This is a genomic window from Mycobacterium bulgaricum, from assembly GCF_041287165.2.
GTDB classification, from domain to species: domain Bacteria; phylum Actinomycetota; class Actinomycetes; order Mycobacteriales; family Mycobacteriaceae; genus Mycobacterium; species Mycobacterium bulgaricum.
Window position 1 is genome coordinate 693597 of record NZ_JBGGKV020000002.1, and the last position, 15283, is coordinate 708879.

Annotated in this window: 16 protein-coding genes and 1 riboswitch; all 16 genes read right to left on the minus strand. The window is 66.6% G+C overall.

Going from position 1 to position 15283, the window contains the following annotated elements; genetic code table 11:
- Window positions 1-52: 52 nt before the first annotated feature.
- The 16 genes from ACAG24_RS09915 to ACAG24_RS09990 all read right to left on the minus strand — a co-directional run bounded on the left by ACAG24_RS09915 (window position 53) and on the right by ACAG24_RS09990 (window position 15263).
- Window positions 53-1009, minus strand: coding sequence for an o-succinylbenzoate synthase (locus ACAG24_RS09915; protein WP_370472003.1), 957 nt, complete (start codon window positions 1007-1009; stop codon window positions 53-55).
- Between the two features lie 14 nt (window positions 1010-1023).
- Window positions 1024-1368 (minus strand): DMT family transporter, encoded by a 345-nt coding sequence (locus ACAG24_RS09920; protein WP_370472002.1) that lies wholly within the window; start codon window positions 1366-1368, stop codon window positions 1024-1026.
- 2 nt (window positions 1369-1370) lie between these two features.
- Window positions 1371-1685 carry a DMT family transporter gene (locus ACAG24_RS09925; protein WP_370472001.1) on the minus strand — a complete coding sequence of 105 codons (315 nt, stop codon included), beginning with the start codon at window positions 1683-1685 and terminating at the stop codon, window positions 1371-1373.
- Window positions 1686-1695: 10 nt separating this feature from the next.
- A riboswitch (guanidine-III (ykkC-III) riboswitch) is annotated at window positions 1696-1761 on the minus strand.
- A 127-nt stretch (window positions 1762-1888) separates the two neighbouring features.
- Window positions 1889-3451: a long-chain-fatty-acid--CoA ligase gene (locus ACAG24_RS09930; protein WP_370472000.1), complete on the minus strand. Its 1563-nt coding sequence runs from the start codon at window positions 3449-3451 to the stop codon at window positions 1889-1891.
- Window positions 3452-3581: 130 nt separating this feature from the next.
- Complete coding sequence (locus ACAG24_RS09935) at window positions 3582-4169, minus strand: TetR/AcrR family transcriptional regulator (RefSeq protein WP_370471999.1); 588 nt, start codon at window positions 4167-4169, stop codon at window positions 3582-3584.
- A gap of 7 nt (window positions 4170-4176) precedes the next feature.
- The gene (locus ACAG24_RS09940; protein ID WP_370471998.1) at window positions 4177-5136 is read right to left on the minus strand and encodes an oxygenase MpaB family protein; all 960 of its coding nucleotides are present in this window, start codon (window positions 5134-5136) and stop codon (window positions 4177-4179) included.
- Between the two features lie 62 nt (window positions 5137-5198).
- Window positions 5199-5783, minus strand: coding sequence for a hypothetical protein (locus tag ACAG24_RS09945; RefSeq protein ID WP_370471997.1), 585 nt, complete (start codon window positions 5781-5783; stop codon window positions 5199-5201).
- A 2-nt stretch (window positions 5784-5785) separates the two neighbouring features.
- Window positions 5786-6610, minus strand: coding sequence for a mannan-binding family protein (locus ACAG24_RS09950; RefSeq protein ID WP_370471996.1), 825 nt, complete (start codon window positions 6608-6610; stop codon window positions 5786-5788).
- Window positions 6580-7191, minus strand: a complete 612-nt coding sequence (locus ACAG24_RS09955; RefSeq protein ID WP_370471995.1) for an Rv1363c family protein — start codon at window positions 7189-7191, stop codon at window positions 6580-6582. Before ACAG24_RS09955 ends, ACAG24_RS09950 begins: the two co-directional genes overlap by 31 nt.
- Window positions 7192-7209: 18 nt before the next feature.
- The gene (locus tag ACAG24_RS09960; protein WP_370471994.1) at window positions 7210-8460 is read right to left on the minus strand and encodes an MlaD family protein; all 1251 of its coding nucleotides are present in this window, start codon (window positions 8458-8460) and stop codon (window positions 7210-7212) included.
- Entirely contained in the window at window positions 8457-9674 is a 1218-nt protein-coding gene (locus tag ACAG24_RS09965) for an MlaD family protein (protein ID WP_370471993.1), read from the minus strand. The genes ACAG24_RS09960 and ACAG24_RS09965 overlap by 4 nt, the downstream gene beginning before the upstream one ends.
- Window positions 9671-10789 (minus strand): MlaD family protein, encoded by a 1119-nt coding sequence (locus tag ACAG24_RS09970; protein WP_370471992.1) that lies wholly within the window; start codon window positions 10787-10789, stop codon window positions 9671-9673. The genes ACAG24_RS09965 and ACAG24_RS09970 overlap by 4 nt, the downstream gene beginning before the upstream one ends.
- The gene (locus ACAG24_RS09975; protein WP_370471991.1) at window positions 10786-11817 is read right to left on the minus strand and encodes an MCE family protein; all 1032 of its coding nucleotides are present in this window, start codon (window positions 11815-11817) and stop codon (window positions 10786-10788) included. Before ACAG24_RS09975 ends, ACAG24_RS09970 begins: the two co-directional genes overlap by 4 nt.
- Window positions 11810-12865, minus strand: coding sequence for an MlaD family protein (locus ACAG24_RS09980; protein ID WP_370471990.1), 1056 nt, complete (start codon window positions 12863-12865; stop codon window positions 11810-11812). Before ACAG24_RS09980 ends, ACAG24_RS09975 begins: the two co-directional genes overlap by 8 nt.
- Window positions 12862-14433, minus strand: coding sequence for an MlaD family protein (locus ACAG24_RS09985; protein WP_370471989.1), 1572 nt, complete (start codon window positions 14431-14433; stop codon window positions 12862-12864). Before ACAG24_RS09985 ends, ACAG24_RS09980 begins: the two co-directional genes overlap by 4 nt.
- Window positions 14433-15263 (minus strand): MlaE family ABC transporter permease, encoded by an 831-nt coding sequence (locus ACAG24_RS09990; RefSeq protein WP_370472621.1) that lies wholly within the window; start codon window positions 15261-15263, stop codon window positions 14433-14435. The genes ACAG24_RS09985 and ACAG24_RS09990 overlap by 1 nt, the downstream gene beginning before the upstream one ends.
- Window positions 15264-15283: the final 20 nt, after the last annotated feature.

Sequence of the window (15283 nt, forward strand, 5' to 3'; positions counted from 1 at the left end):
TGTTCAGTGTTGGCGGCCGACGCGATGGCGTCTAGGTCACGGACCCCACAGATCAGGACACCAGTGGGAAACAGGTGCGCACACGGTCGATCCACCACTGCCTGCGATCTGCCTGCGCCGCCAAAGCCGAGACCCGCGCGGGGTCCGGCCTGACCGTTTCCGCAGGCAGATAGCCATCGACCGCGCTCAGCGGAGAAGAGACGTCCTCGACGAACAGGCTGCCCGTCCCGAGGCCGCAAGCGTGCTCGAGCGTGGGCAGACACCCCGCGGCGACCAATCCCCCGCCGATACCGACCGCGGTGTCGAGAGCGCTGGACACCACGACCGGGATGTCGATCTGCGCGGCGATGGCGAGCATGGCCTGCACTCCACCCAGCGGCGCCACCTTCAGCACCGCGACATCGGCGGCACCGGAGCGCACGACGTGCAGCGGGTCTTCGGCCTTGCGGATGCTCTCATCGGCCGCGACGGGGACGTCGACACGGCGGCGCACCTCCGCCAGCTCGGCGACCGTGCGGCAGGGTTGCTCGAGGTATTCGAGCGGCCCGCCCGCGCTGAGCGCCCGGGCCGCGGCGACCGCGTCATCGACGCTCCATCCGCCGTTGGCGTCGACGCGGACCGTCAGCCCGGCGGCGCGGACGGCCTCGACGCGCGCCACGTCGTCGGCCAGCGTCTGCCCCGGCTCGGCCACCTTCACCTTCGCCGTCCGCGCACCGGGGAACCGTGCGAGCACGCCGGGCACGTCGCCGGCGGCGACGGCGGGAACGGTGGCGTTGATCGGGATGCGGGACCGGACCACGGCGGGAAGCGGACGGTAGGCGGCGGCGATGCCCGAGGCGAGCCAGTGCGCCGCCTCGGGCGGCTCGTATTCGACGAATGCGCCGAACTCACCCCAGCCGGCGGGGCCTTCGATCAGCGCCACCTCGCGGGTGGTGATGCCCCGGAAACGGACCCGCATCGGCAGCGCGACGACATGCAATCGTTCCAGAACGTCGGCGAGTGCGACCACACCACCATCGTGCGTCAGCGCGGCACGGTCTCGCGTTGGGGGGCCTTCGGAAGCACTTTGAGTCCGGCGACGGCGGCGATGATCCCGGTCAGGAACACCGCCTTGCCCAGCGTCGCGCCCTCGTCTCCGCTGAGCATCGCGTAGCCGACGGTCAGTGCGGCACCGAGACCTGTCCACACCGCATATGCCGTGCCGATCGGGATGTGCTTGGCGGCCCAGCCGAGTCCGCCCATGCTGCCCAGCAACGCGACGAGGAACACCGCCGTGGCGACGGGGGCGGTGAAGCCGTCCGTCTTGCCGAGCGCTGTCGCCCACACCGCTTCGAGAACCGCGCTGACGATCAGAACGAACCACGCCATGATCAGCTCACCACTTTCAGCCCGACGACGCTTCCCACCAACAGGCACAGCAGCAGAACCCTTGCCGTGGAGGCGGCTTCCTTCTTCGTGGCGATCGCCCACACGACGGTCAGCGTCGCTCCGATGCCGACCCAGACGGCGTACGCCGTACCGGTCGGCAGGGAGGTCATCGAGTACGCCAACCCCGCCAAGCTGGCGGGCATCGCGACCGCGAACGCGACGGTGGGCCGCCACCGCTTGAAGTTGTCCGACATTCCGAGCGCTGTCGCCCAGACCGCCTCGAGGAAGCCGCTGAGGACGAGAACCAGCCACGCCACAAGACCCTCCTGCGAGTCAGTCTTGTCCGTGCGGGTACTGCTCCCTCGTCCGCCGGCACCCGGGATCGGGCGCCACACCAGCCACGTTACACACGAGTTCCAGAGTCGTCATGCCCCGGAAACAGATGGTGACGAGGGTCTCCGGCGCAAAAAACACGCGCCCTGACGGCTACCGTCAGGACGCGTGCGTCGCGGGGACCGGATCAGACCGTCGCGCGGTCGCGTCCCTCCCAATGAGGTTTGCGCAGCTCCTTTTTCAAGATCTTGCCGGTGGGATTGCGTGGCAGCTCATCGGTGATGTCGACCGATTTCGGACATTTGTAGGCGGCCAGGCGCTCCCTGGCGAAGGCGATGAGTTCGGATTCGGACGCCTCACCCTCGATCACCACCACAGCCTTGACGACCTCGCCCCACTTCTCGTCGGGCACACCGATGACGGCGACCTCCACGACGGCGTCGTGCTCGGCGAGCACGCGCTCCACCTCGATGGAATAGATGTTCTCGCCGCCCGAGATGATCATGTCCTTGAGCCGGTCCTCGACGAAGATGTAACCACCGTCGTCCACCCGGCCGATGTCGCCGGTGCGGAACCAGCCGTCCTCGGTGATGGCCTCGGCGGTCGCGTCCGGCCGGTTGTGATAGCCCTTCATCAATTGCGGTGAGCGGAACCACAATTCGCCCTGCTGACCTTCGGCCACATCTTCGAGGGTGTCAGGGTCCACGACGCGGACCTCGGCGTTGGGAACGAGCGTGCCCGCGCTGGAGAGCCGCTCCTCTTTTCCGGGATCGCGGTGTGCCTCGGGGAGCAGATGGCTGATGACGCCACAGAGTTCGGTCAGCCCGTAGGCCTGCATGAAATCGGTGTTCGGCCAGGCCTTCAGCGCGGCACGTAGCAGCGGCAGCGGCATCGGAGACGCGCCGTAGGCGAACGTCTTGAGCGAGCCGAACAGCTTGACGGCGTCCTCGCCGGCCTCCAGCACCTTGGCCAGCACCGCGGGCACGAGGAACGTCCTGTTGGCGCCCTTGAGAATCGCCCCGGCCAGCGTCATGCCGTCGACGTCGCGGGTCATCACGCTCGGGAAGCCGTCGTGAATCCCGAACTGTACGTAGGACGATCCGCCGACGTGGAACAGCGGCATCGACACCATGTTCTTGTCGCCCTCGTCGAACTCGAAGCCTTCGTGGGCGTTGATGGTGTGGGCGATGATGTTGGACTGCGTCAGCTCGACGCCCTTGGGGCGGCCCGTTGTTCCTGACGAATACATGATGATGCAGACGTCGTCGGGTTCGACGTCGCCGGACCGGTCGGCGGGCGTCGCCTGCTCGAGGATGGCCTCGTACTCGTCGTCGCCTTCGGGCTTGACGGTGATGACGTGCTCGATATGGGTGAGCTTGTCCCGGATCTTGTCGACCGAGGCCGCGAACTCGTCGCCGACGATGAGCAGCTTGGCGCCGGAGTCGTTGAGCACGTAGTCGAGTTCGTCGGCGGCCAGCCGGAAGTTGATGATCGCGGTGGCGGCGCCGAGAGACGCGGCGGCGAAAGTCAGCTCGACGCAGGCGGGATGATTCTTGTCGAGAAAGGACACCACGTCACCGCGCGCGATGCCGCCCTCCTTGAGCGCACCGGCCAGCCGGCGAACGCGATCGTTCCACTGCGACCACGTCCAGGAGCGGTCGAGATAGTCCATCGCCTCGGCGTCGGGCTGAGCGATCGCCCAGTGCGCAAGGCGTTCGTCGAGGAATTGGGGTGCGGGCAGATCGGCCATGGTCAGAAGCGTGCCACGCCGGTGCGCTGCGCTGACGGGATTTGCCCAATCTCGAATAAGTGACTCACAGTTTCATCCTACTGGCGCGAGCTATGAGCTTTTTGGCCAAACAAGTAAACGCCCGTTTGCCTTACGTGACGAGCGGCGCCAGGTACATCTGGGCGTATCGGGCCACCGCGTCGTCGTCGGTGACGTCGAGGACCGCGGTGCTGAACTGCACCAGCGACGCCGCGAGCCGGATGTGCACCTCGGCCACAGCGAGCAACTGGTCGTCGGGCATCGTCGCACCCGCGGCCCGCAGTGCTTTCGCCATCGCCGTCGCAGCGCTGACGAGGAACAGCCGGGCCTCGTCGACCATCTCGGCCGTCGCGGCGAAGTCGCCGTCGAGTTGCAGGAACCGGCGCATCACCGGCTCGCCGGTCAGCAGCCGCACGCCTTCGCGGAACGCAGCGACGGCCGCCTGTTGCGGGCCGGAATCGATGGCCACCGTTTGCAGCCGTGCCATCGCGAAGTCGAAGGTCTGTCGGCCCAGTTCGGTGATCAACGCGTCGCGGCTGGGGAATCGACGGTACAGCGTGCTACGGCTCACGCCGGCCTGCCGCGCCACCACGTCCATGCTCAGCCTGCCGACACCGACGAGCGCGACCTCTTCGGCCGCGGCCTTGAGGATCGCCGATTCCTGCTCGGTGGGGCTGTCCGTGTTTCGAGCACGTCGCATCGCGATGTCAGCCCGCCGGGCAGCGGCCGGCCGGCGGCGCGAACGAGTCCAGCGCGACGGAGCGGTGCAGCCGAACCAGCTTCTCGTACTCGATTCGGTTGCGCGCCAGGGGAATGAGCAGCACCCGGTCCGGCAGCGTGCGCCATGCCACTTGGAGAAGCCGGGTATACAGTGCGAATTCGCGGTCGTGACGGGGTTCCCAACGGAACCCCGTCATGTCTCGGATACCCGGATGCAGGATGCCGAACGAACACACCGTGACGACGCGGCCCGCCAGGGGCCGCAGGGCCAGCCACCCCGGTGTCAGCGCCAGCCGCATCAGCGGCGGAAGAACGAGTGTCGGCAACGGCAGCTTCGTCAGGTTGTCGGTGACCGTGCGCAGGAACGGATTCGATGCCAGCCCTGACTCGACCATCGATTCGTAGTACGCGGCCGCCTCGGTGTAGGTCGCAGGAAGTTTCGCGTTCTTGCCCGGCAGCTCCAGCGAGCGGAAACCGCCCAGCAATTGCTGGTACGCGACCTCACGCTCCTGGTCGGTCATCGTGATGCCGGTGCAGGGAGTGAAGGAGTTCAACACGAGGAACAGCCCGCTGACAGCGATCCAATTCCACAGCTGGGGGTCCAGGGCGCTGTAGCGGACGTCGGCGAAGTCGCCGGTGCCACGCCCGCGTACGTCGCGGTGCATCGTCTTGAGACGTTCGCCCTCGGCGGCGCGGTCGGTGGCATCGCCCCAGATGGCCAGGAGGGCCGAAAAGCTGCTGCGGACACCGCGATCGGCGAAGTTCGAGGCGAACCGCCCGGTCTTGTCCACCGCGGCAGCGACCGGCACCAGCGCGACCTCGTCGAACGCCGCGGCACCGAAGAAGCCGCCGAGCACACTGCCGGAGTGTTTACGGAACTCGTGGATGACCTTGGGCCGGACCGTGCCCGACACGGGTGGATTGGTTTCCCCGGCGATCGCAACCATGGCGCCTCCCGACGTCGTCGTTGACACAAAGACTAGCCGCATGTGTCAACATGTCACCATCCTTACGCGCCGGTGCACACGCCGGAGTCACGGATCGCCCTGCCGTACACGTTGGCGGTCGCGACGTTGGCGTTGATCTGCCCCGCCGGCAGGCGCCGCGTGATCTTGTCACTGATCTGGGTGAACTGGTACCACAGTCGATAGATCGAATCACCGTGGAACAGCGGCGAATACTCGCTCTGATCGGGGTAGTTGACGATGAACAGCGTGTGCGCTCGAGGGTCGAGGAAAGCGGCCGACTGGTCGAGATTTGCGGCGACCACATTGCCGGCTTGCCTGACCCCGGGGACAGTCCAGTCGTCGTCGTGGTCTCCCAGGAATTGCTGAAATCCGTACACCTGTGCCATGAGTTGGTCGTACTGGGCGTTGAACCACTGGCAGGCCTCCCGCTCGGCGGCGAGCATCTCCGGCGTCACGCGGTTCTGCCACAGGTTGTAGGGGAACACCGTGTAGTCCGGGGCCCACTGCGACGGGTACGGGGCGAACACCGGCATCGTCGGCACCGCATCGTCGACGTCCGGCTGTGCGTGGCCTGCGGGTGCGAACAATACCGGCACCACCAGTAGCGCTGGCAGCCAGCGAAACATGCTCAGGTACCGCCGAATTCGGGTCGCAGAATCGGCGACAGCGCGGTCAGCGGGATATGTGCCTGCACGGCGCCGCCATCCATCGACCACTGCATGATGCCCGGAGTGAAGTTCGTCGGGGAGTCCCGGCCCACCGGATAGTCCGGCATGTACAGCACGAGTTCGTCGGGGGTCAGCGCCCACGCCTTGTAGCCGCCGGAATACACCTTGTCGGGAGTCCAGCGGTCGGCGACAAAGGGATAGCTGCCGGGCTGGTGCGGCGGCGGTGCGGTGTCGAGGGCGCGGACAATGAACGGGTGCGCCAGGGGCGGGATGGCCGCGAGGTCGGTTCCCGGCTTCAGCACATCGACCAGTTGTAGCCTTCTCCCGGCGGACATGTCGAACGTGAAAGTCCGGTAGGCGTTGTTGAAGTCGGGTCCGTCGGCGTGGTAGGTCTCGCGGTAGACGAGGCTCGCGATCGGCCCGCGCCGGAACACCTGAAAGTTCCCCTCGCCGAAGCTGTCTGCGGCCATCTTCACGCCGACGGTCTTCCAATTGTTCACGAGTGCGCTCAGGTAGTCGCGCACCACGGGCCCCGCCGCCGGGTCGTCGATGAACTCGGCAGGAATCGCGATCTTGATGTCGCGGAGCGCGTTTCGCTCGGAGGCGACCGTGGTGCGGCAGTACTGGCCGTCCCAGGTTGCGCCGAGACCCTCGCAGAACGACACTACCGACGCCGACGCGGTCGGTGCCGCCGCCAGCACACCCGCAGCGGTCAGCACCGCTGCTGCGATCCCGGCAGTCCGCCTCACGGCGCTCAGGGCAGCTCGACTTTGCTTGCACGCCATCGACCGTCGACGTGCTCCATGGTCATCTTGACCCGGCTCCGGTCGATCCGCGGATCGGGGGCAGCGCTGTTGGCCACCGACTGATCGACGAACAGCAAGACGACGACCTTGTCTTTGCTTTCGGATTGGATCGCCGACTCCACGACGACACCGTGCGCCGTGGCCTTGTTGTCGATCAGCAACTGACGCAACTGCATGCTCGACTGCGAGTACATGTCCTTGAACTCGCCGGTGGCGCCGTCGAGCACCTGGTTGAAGTTCTCGTCAACCTTGGCCGAGTCGATGCTGGTGAGCACTTGCGCGTACTGCACGGCGGCAGCTTGCGCCTGCTCTCCCGAGCGGGTGACCTGGTGGTCCTGCCACAGCTGCCAGCCCAGGAATCCCGACGCTGCAAGGCTGCCTGCGAGGAGCAGCGCGACACCGACGCCGAGCAACCGCCGTCGCCAGGATCGGCCCGGCTCAGGAGCGTGTTCCCCGGCTTCGGCCGTCTCGGCATCGGCCGTCTCGTCGACGGTTGTGTCGCCGTCGGTTGTCTCGCCTTCGGTTGTCTCGTCGAGATCCGAGTCGGTGGTGACGGACATGTCAGCTCCTTACCTCTGTCAGCGGGGCGGTTCGATCGGCAGTGTCGGACCGCCGTACGGAGTGGGAATCGTGTAGCGGCCCTTGGGTGTCGGGTCGGTGGTGCGCCCCAGGTCGGCGCCCGGAGGCGGCCCGGCAGTGTCGTCCCCCGCGGGCCGCGGGGCGTTCTTGGCGCCGCGCACCAGGACGCCAGGGTGGTCGTCACGGCAGTAGGTGTACATGAAGGGTTCGGGATAGTCGGCCGACGACGGAGGCAGCCGGGGAGTGCCGTAGTCGCACGAATACCGCGGGTAGATGTCGCCGGTCGCCCAGAGACCGTTGTCGTGCATGATGCTTCCGATGGCGTCGAGCACCGACGTGCGGTAGGTCGGGAACAACGCGTTCAGCGCCGGGACGCGCAGATAGAGCAGCTGCGAGGTGGAGGCGAGGCTGCCGAGCAGCTGCAACATCGTCTCCGAGTTGTCGGTGAACAGGTTGTCGACCGACGCCAGCGTCTCCGGCGTCCGGTTCGTCAGCGTGCGGAAGCCCTCCCGCATCCGGTTGACCCCATCGAACGTCTCGCCGAGATTGGCCGACGCCACCTCGATACCTGCGTTCTTGTCGGCCGCCAGCGTCAGCACGACCCGGCTGGTGCGCAGCGTGCTCGATGTCTCGGGGAGCACCGAATCCAGGGTCGTGAGAAGGAATGTGCCGCCGTCGATGACGTCGGCGAGCTTCTGCGGGCCCGCGTCGCTCATGCTCAGTTCGTACTTGATGAGCTCAAGCTTCGCGGGATCGACCTGGGCGAGTGCGCCGTCGGCGTTGGCGAGCAGGTCGGCGAGGCTGACCGGCACGGTCGTGTCGCTCTGCGCGACGACGCTGCCGTCACCCAGATAAGGACCGTCTCCGTTCTCGGCGACGAAGTCGATGTACTGCTCCCCCGCCGGCGAGAGCCCCGAGACGCGGACCGCGCTCGACGCCGGGACGGCGACAGTCGAATCCACCGAGACCACGGCGTTCACCCCCGAAGGGGTGATGTCGAGTCGCTCGACGCGGCCGACCGGGACGCCCCGCATCGTCACGTTCTGATTCGGCAGCAGACCCGCGGATTCGGGCAGCTCGACGGTCACGCGGCAACTCGACGCGAGCGGATTCACCTGCAGCGCACCGAGAAACAGATACACCGATGCCACCACGAGTGTCATGACCAGGGCCGCGGTTGACAGCCACGCCCGACGCCGGTGTCCGGCCCGCGCGACGCGCACCACTGTGTCGGCAACAGACCCGATCATCGTGGCGGCTCCGCAGGCGGTGGTCCTGGGGCGGGCGGAGGTACGGGCACGATCACGCCCGGCGCCGTGGGACTCGGGATCACCGGTCCCTGCGGCACCCCCGGTCCTTTGCCGACGATCCGCTCCTGCAACCGATAGAGCGTGTACTGCAGCGAGCCGACCAGCTGGTGCCAGTTGTACCGCTTGGGTCCGTGCAGTCCCTGGTCTCCGGTGAAGCCGATGTCGGGGATGGATCCGAGTATCAGCCTGTCGATACTGGCACGCACCGCGATCGCGTTACTCGTCGTGGCCTTGACGAACGGGGGCATCAACCTGTTGAGCGCGTAGAGGTTCGCATCCGGTGTCAGCACGACGTCGTTCCAGGCTCCGGCAATCGTGTTGACGTCGGCGACGACGCTGCGTCCGCTGGTGTCGGTGCCCGCCACGGACGGGAACTTCCGCAGCTGCTCGGTGGTGTCGCCGAGTTGTACGACCAGATCGGCGATCTCGGTGGTGTGCGCGGCAAGTGTGTCTGTCGCAGGGCCCGCGGCGTCCATCACCTCACCGAGCGCCTGGTTCTTGTCCTCCAGTCGTTCGACGAGCCGCGACGTCTCGGTCAGCGCCGTCGAGATCTCCTCCGAGCGATTGTTGAGGGTGCCCAGGGTGTGGTTGGTCTTGCGGATCAACGTCCCGAACGCCTGCCCCTGATCACCGGTGGCCTTGCCGAGTCCGTTGATGATGTTGGTGAAGTTCCGTACCGCTCCCCCGTTGACGAGGATCGCCGCCGAGCTCAGCACCGACTCGACAGTCGCGGCCGCCGTGGTGGATTCGAGGTCGATGGTGTCGCCGTCTCGCAGCAGCGGGCCGCCCGGGGCGGCGGCGACCGGAGGTTTGAGCGCAACGAACACATCTCCCAGCGGCGTGGCCGACCGCAGTTCGGCGATACTGCCCTGGGGCAGCTGAACCCCGTCCCTGATCCGCAGTGTGGTGACCGCGGTGTAGTTGCGGGCCTCCATGGAGACGAGCTCTCCCACGTCGGCTCCGGCGAGCTTCACCTTCGCCATCGCGGGGAGGTTGAGGGCGTTGGAGAACACGGCGGTGAGGGTGTAGCCGCCCGACCCGCCGCCGGGCGCGGGCAACGACAGGCTCGCCAAACCCTCGCTGGCGCAGGCGGACACCGACAGACACGCCGCCGTCGCGAGTGCCAGTGCAGCTCTGCTCGACCGGGCGGTCACTTCTGCCCCATCGCGGCAAGCCCGTCGAGGACATAGCTCAGCCCGAAGTCGGGCCCGAAGTCCTGCAAAGTACCTGTGCTGCAGCCTAACTGGCGCAAGCCCATCATGTTGCACATCTCCTTGACCGTCTGCGTGTCGAAGAGCACCTTGTCGGTCAACACGTGGACGCGTACCGCGCCGTTCGTCCGGTCGATCGCGTTGTAGAGGTTGTCGAGTGTCATCGGGGCCAGGTCGAGCAACTCCGCGAGATCACGCTGATGCTCGACAGTCGTGGTGAGAGCGGTGTCGCCGTTGGCCACGATCTGCTTGATCGTGTCGCGGTGCGTGTCGAGCACCTCGCCGAGCTGATCGATGACCTCGTTGAGCTTGCGGCCGGTGCTGCCCGAACCGAAGTTCTGGTCGGCCAGAATCTGGCTGAGTTGCCGGATGGTCGAACCGAAGTCGCGCAGCGTGGCATCGTTGTCGGCCGCGGCCTGGAACAGCGTGCTGACGTTTCCGATGATTGTCGTCAGCTGATCGCGGGTCACCTCGCCGCGGTCCGAGCTGAGCCGTAGCGCAGCCGACAGTTCACCCAGCGCATCCTTCATTGCCTGGCCGTTACCGTCAGCGATGGCCGCGCTGGCGTCGACGACGTCGGCGACGGGGCCCTGCCCGCGGCCGTCCCCGCGAAGAGAGGTGGACAGCTTGTCGAGAACGTCGAGGACGCGGGCGAACTCGACCGGCGTCCGAGTGCGGTTGAGGCCGATGGTGTCGTGGTTCTGCAGGGTCGGGCCGTCCTTGTAGGGCGGCGTCAGCTCGATCTGGCGGTCGGTGAGAATCGAGTTGGAGATCGTCACCGCCATCACATCGGCGGGGACTCGGACATCCCCGTCCACCGAGAACTCGACCTCGACGTAGCCGCCTTTGGGAACGATCTTGTCGACCGTGCCGACGGGCATCCCGAGTACCACGACGGTGTTTCCTTCGTACAGGCCTGCAACACTGTCGAATTGGGCTGTCACCGAGATGGAGTTCATCCTGTCGCCGAGGTACGTCCATGCCAGCGACGCCGCCACCACCGCCACGATGAGGCCGGTCACCGCCAGTGCGATCCACTTCGACCTGGTGCTCGTCACTTGCAGTCCTTGAGGTACTCGATCATCCCGAACTGTTTGGCGCGGCCGCTGATCGCGCACATCCACGAATCCACGAGCAGGCCGTTGGCGGCGTTGAAGTCGACCGCGTTGCCTGAACCGGTGGCGTTGGCGAGGTTCCTCAGCGCGACGGGACCGGCCTGCAGGGTGCTGCGGAGCAGATCGTCGTGCTGTCCCAGCATGTTCGACAGGTCGCGCACGTTGACCAGCAGCGCTTCGAGCTCGGGTCGGTCCTCGATGACGAGATCGCTCAGTGTCTGAACCAAATTCGTGATCGAGTCCAGCATCGCGTGAAAGGACGCTCTGCGCATCACGAATTCGCCGACCAGGTCATTGCCCTGCCGGATCATGCCGGCGATGTTGGACTGCTGACGCCGCAGCGTGTTGCTCACCACCTCGGTCGTCTCCAGCAGCGAGCCCAGCTGGTCGCGCCGCTCGGCGAGGATCCTTGCGAGCGTGTGCGTGTTCTCCAGCGCCTGGGGCACCACCGGCGGAAGTCCTTGGAGCTGCCTGCCGAGAATGGACAGCGTCTCGGCGAACTTGTCAGAGTCGACCTGCTCGTAGGTCGTCGTCACATCGGTGAGCGCCTCCTGCAGGTCGTAGGGCACCTCGGTGTGGGACAGATCGAAGGTGTCCTCGGGCAGCGAGCCCTGACCTCCGGGTTCCAGCGCCAGGTACCGCGACCCCAGGATGGTTGTGATCTTGATGACGGCCAGCGAGTCCTCGCCGAGGGCGACGTCGTTGCGCACGGTGAACGTGCCGACGACGTGGTCACCCGCGAGTTCCATGCTCTTCACCTCACCGACGGGAATGCCGGCCACGGTCACCGGATTTCCCTTCTGCAATGCCGCGGCTTGCAGAAACTGAGCGGTGAGGGTGCGGTAGCCGACATCGGCGGCCTTGAACAGCAGCATGGCGCCGATCAGGACGGCGACGACAGCGATGGACACGAAGCCCAACGTGGCCCGGTTGTAGGTGCGCAGCCTCGCGCGCAGCGAGGTGTCAGCCATTGGCCATGTTCCTGCACTTCGGCGAGTACCGCGCGTCGTTGCCCGGGGTGGCGGCGTCGACGACGATGGGCACCACGTCGTTGAGACCGGGGAAGAACCCGGTGGCGTTCAGGTCGCACGCATAGGCGTTGGCGTAGGCGCCCTCGCTGGTGATGCGGGCGAATCCTTTCAGCAGCAGCGGAAGATTGGCGCCGGTGAACGCCAATTGCGGTTCGATGCTGACCATGTGCTGCGCGAATCCTGGTTCGCGCTCCACGAGTTCGTTCAGCGACGGGTACACCTCGTCGGAGATGGTCGACAGCCGGCGCACCACGCGCGCCATCGAGCCGGTCGAGTCCACCAGCTCCTGGCGTCGCCCGTCGAACGTCGTCACGGCGGACTGCACCTGGGTGAGCACCTGGTCGAGGCTCTCGTTGTGCTCTGCCAAGTTGGCCATCACGGTGTTCAGATCGGTGATCACGGTGCCGAGTTCCTCGTCGCGACCCGCGAAAGACTCAGTCAGCTCGGAGGTTTGGGCCACCAGCGCAGTGATGGACCCCTCGTCACCCTGCAGGGACTGGATCACACCCTTGGTCAGGTTGTCGGCGTCGCGCGGGTTGAGGAGGCTGAACAGCGGCTCGTAGCCGTTGAGCAGCGTCGTCACGTCGAACGACGCCTCGGAACGCTCGAGCGGAATCAGCGAACCGGCAGGCAGCGGACCCGGATCACCCGTCTTGCCCAGCGACAGACCGAGATAGCGCTGCCCGACGATGTTCTGATAGGTCACCGACGCCACCGTCGTGCCGAGCAGCTGCTGATCGTCCTGCACGACGAACGACACTCTGGCGAGATCGCCTTCGAGCTCGATCTTTTCGACCCGGCCCACCCGCACGCCGGCCATCCGGACGTCGTCGCCTTCCCGCAGGCCGAACACGTCGGTGAACATCGCGCTGTAGGGCAGCGTCGAGCCCGCCACGTCGCGCCGCAACGTCACGTACACCAGCCACGTCAACGTGACCGCCACGACCATGAAGAGGGACAAACCAACCAGAGCACCACGGTATTTCATCGGGACCCCCCGCTCCCGTGCCCGGTTGTCGAGACCGTGGTACCGCGTGCGACGGGACCCAACAGCAGCTGGGTGGCCACGGTGGCCGGTTGGCCGGTGACAGCCCCGAGCTGACTGCGTTCGTATTTGCTCCCGACCGGCCCGACATTGCCGCCGTAGCTTGCGGGAGCAGCCTCCGCGGCCCCGGGGGGCGGGTCGCCGAGGCGCGGCGCCACCGGTGCGGGCGGCGAGAGCGGCACCGGCAGCGGAACGACCGGCACGAGTGCCGGATTCGCCGTTCCCGGAACGGGCGGTGACGGACTCATCCAGGGCGGTAGCGGCGGATTCGGGTCAGCCAGGCTGGGATTCGGGTTCACCAGCGGCGGCCCGACAGCGACCAGGTTTCCGTTGGGGCCGACCTCGGTGCCCGGCGGCGGCATCAGATCCGGCGGCGGCTGATAGTTCTGCGGCAGAAGCACATCCGGCAACTCGGGACGGGTCGGCACCAGCGGAGCGGTGAAGCAACTCGGCCCCTTCAATCCCGAATACTGCGGACAGTCCGCCCGCGTGTACGAGTACGTAGGCGTGAAGGAAAGGTTCACCCGCATGTTGCCGATGTCCTGCTCATGGATCCACACCTCGTCGAAGAATTTCTGCGACAACTGATTCAGCTTCTCGAAGGCAGGCACCCAGTGGTGCGATGTGTCGGCGAGGTTGCCGACCACCGGGGTCATATCGGAGGTGATCCGCACCAGTCGGTCGGTGTGGTTGTTCAGCGCCGTGTGCGTCGTACCCACCGTGTTGATGCCGCCGTTGATCAACGCCGTCAGCTGCGCGTTCTGTTCCACCAGCGTCTGCATGGGCTTGACGGCCTGATGAAGGGCGTCCACCAGTTCGGGCGCCGTCTGCTGCAGGCCGCGGGTCGCGTCGACCAGCGCCGACACCGTCGTCGGCCCTGGCTCGGTGGCCACGATGCGGTCGAGCTCGTCGACGAGCCGGTTGAGTTGCGCTCCGCTGGTGAGCAATTCGGTGCGGCGGTCTTCGGTCGCGGCATTGACGGCGGCCAGGATGCCGACCGTGTCGTCTTCGCGACCACGGCCTGTCGCGGCGAGGATGTCCCGCAACTTGCTGATGGTCGTCTGGAACAGCACCGTCGGAAGCTCGGTGTCCTCGGGGATCTCGGCACCCGCCTGGATGGCCGGCCCGCCCGAGCGGTCCACCAATTGCACCGACGACACCGCGAACACGTTGCTCGGCACCACCCGCGCCGTCACCCCGGCCGGAATAGAGCTGGCGTACTGCGGATCGAGGTCGATCTGCACGAAGTTTGGACGGCCGTCCTGTGCGGGCGTCACGTCGGTCACCGCTCCGACCAGCACGCCGTGGTATTTGACGTCGGAACGCTGCGGGAGCCCGTCGCCGACGTTGGTCAGTCCGGCCACGACGCGCACGCGGGCATCCATCCGGCCGGTCGACTTCACCAGCAGGGCGGCCGAGACCACAGCGGCGACGACCAGCAGCGCCAGGCCGCAGGCAAGCAGCTGGCGGTCGGAGGGCCCACGGCCGTCCAGCTCAAAGGAATTCGCCATCAGCCGCCGAACCTCGCTCCGGCGTCCACCGACCACAGCGCCATGGTCAGCAGCATGTTCACCATGATCACGACCGTGATGCTGGCGCGCATCGCGTGGCCCGCCGCGACACCGACCCCGACGGGGCCGCCGCTGGCGTAGAAGCCGTAGTAGCACTGGACCGTCGAGGCGATCCAGACGAAGATCACCGTCTTCACAACGGAGTACAGGATGTCCTGACCGGACAGCATCAGCGTGAAGTAGTGCAGGTAGGAGCCGGCCGATCCGCCGCTGATGATCTGCACGACGAACTGGGTGGTCAGGTAGCTCACGGCGAGGCAGGCGACATACAGCGGGATCACCGCGATCACCGACGCCATGAGCCTGGTGGTGACCAGATATGGGATGGGGCGGATGCCAAGGGATTCGAGGGCGTCGATCTCCTCGGCGATGCGCATGGAGCCCAGTTGTGCGGTGAAGCGGCAACCTGCCTGGGTGGCGAACGCCAGCGAGGCAGCGATCGGCGCGAGCTCGCGGGTGTTCACCAGCGAGGAGATGATTCCCGTCGCGGGCCCGAGCCCCAGCAGATCGAGAAAGTTGTAGCCCTCGATCCCGACCAGTGCTCCGACCGTGATGCCGAGCACCACGGCGACCCCGGCCGTTCCGCCGCCCACCACCAATGATCCGTTGCCCCAGGCGATGTCGGAGAGGAGCCGGACGAACTCAGAGCGGTAGTGGCGTACCGCGACGGGAATCCCGACCACTGCCCGTCCGAAGAACACCAGCATGTGCCCGAGTTGCAGGATCGGTGCCGTCGTCTTCTTGTACAGCTTTTTGGCCGGTGCCAGCACCGTCGGTGTGAACGTCGACG